This window comes from Serratia sp. LTN-2 (assembly GCF_059740205.1).
Genome location: NZ_JCAXDO010000003.1, coordinates 230,961 through 232,037 on the forward strand (window position 1 = coordinate 230,961; position 1,077 = coordinate 232,037).

The 1,077-nt window shown below is 68.1% G+C and carries 1 protein-coding gene; it reads left to right on the plus strand.

What is annotated here, in order from left to right; all coding sequences use genetic code 11:
* Positions 1-1,077 (plus strand): beta-galactosidase small subunit-related protein (locus AC6BYQ_RS08270; RefSeq protein WP_498056679.1); only part of this gene is annotated, 1,077 nt, incomplete at both ends.

Genomic DNA, 1,077 nt, shown 5'->3' on the forward strand with positions numbered 1-1,077 from the left:
TTCGAAGCGCAGCGGGCGCAGCAGCTGTTCCGCTTCGCCTTCAACGCCGCCTCGCTGACGCTGACCGTTACCAGCGATTACCTGTTCCGCCACACCGACAACGAACAGCTCAACTGGCGGCTGGAGCTGGACGGCGTGGAGCGCGCCAGCGGCAGCTTCGATCTGGCGCTGGCGCCGCAGGGCAGCGCTAGCTTCACCCTGCTCGATCGCCTGCCAATGTTGCATCAGCCCGGCGAACTGTGGCTGAACGTGGAGGTGGTGCAGCCGCAGGCCACCGACTGGTCTGAAGCTCACCACCGCTGCGCCTGGGATCAGTGGCGGGTGCCGCGTGCGATGCATCCCGCGCCGCCGCCCGCACAGGGCGTGCCACCAACGCTGATTGAAGACGATCAGGGGCTGACCCTCACCCACGGCGACCAGCGCTGGCGCTTCGATCGCAGCAGCGGCCACCTGACGCAGTGGTGGCAGAATGAGCAGCTGCAGCTGCTGACGCCGCTGCGCGACGGCTTTGCGCGCGCGCCGATCGACAACGACATCGGCGTCAGCGAGGCGGACCATATCGATCCCAACGCCTGGGTCGAACGTTGGAAGCTGGCGGGTCTGTACCGGCTGGATGAGCGCTGCACGCGGCTGCAGGCCGATGCGCTGCAAAACGGCGTGCAGGTGGTGAGCGAACACCAGTTCGGCGTGGACGGGCAGATTCTGCTGATCAGCCGCAAACAGTGGCTGTTCGATGCGCTGGGCGCAGTGAGCGTGAACGTGGAGGTCGAGGTGGCCGATACTCTGCCACCGCCGGCGCGCATCGGCCTGCACTGCCAACTGGCGACGGTGCACCCGCACGCCGAGTGGCTGGGCCTGGGCCCGCACGAGAACTACCCGGATCGCCGCCTGGCCGCGCAGCATGGGCGCTGGCGCCTGCCGCTGGCGGATCTGCACACGCCGTATATTTTCCCCGGCGAGAACGGCCTGCGCTGCGACACCCGCAGCCTGCGCTACGGCGGCTGGCGCATCGACGGCCGCTTCCATTTCTCGCTCAGCCGCTACGGCCTGCAACAGCTGATGGCCTGCAGCCACCAG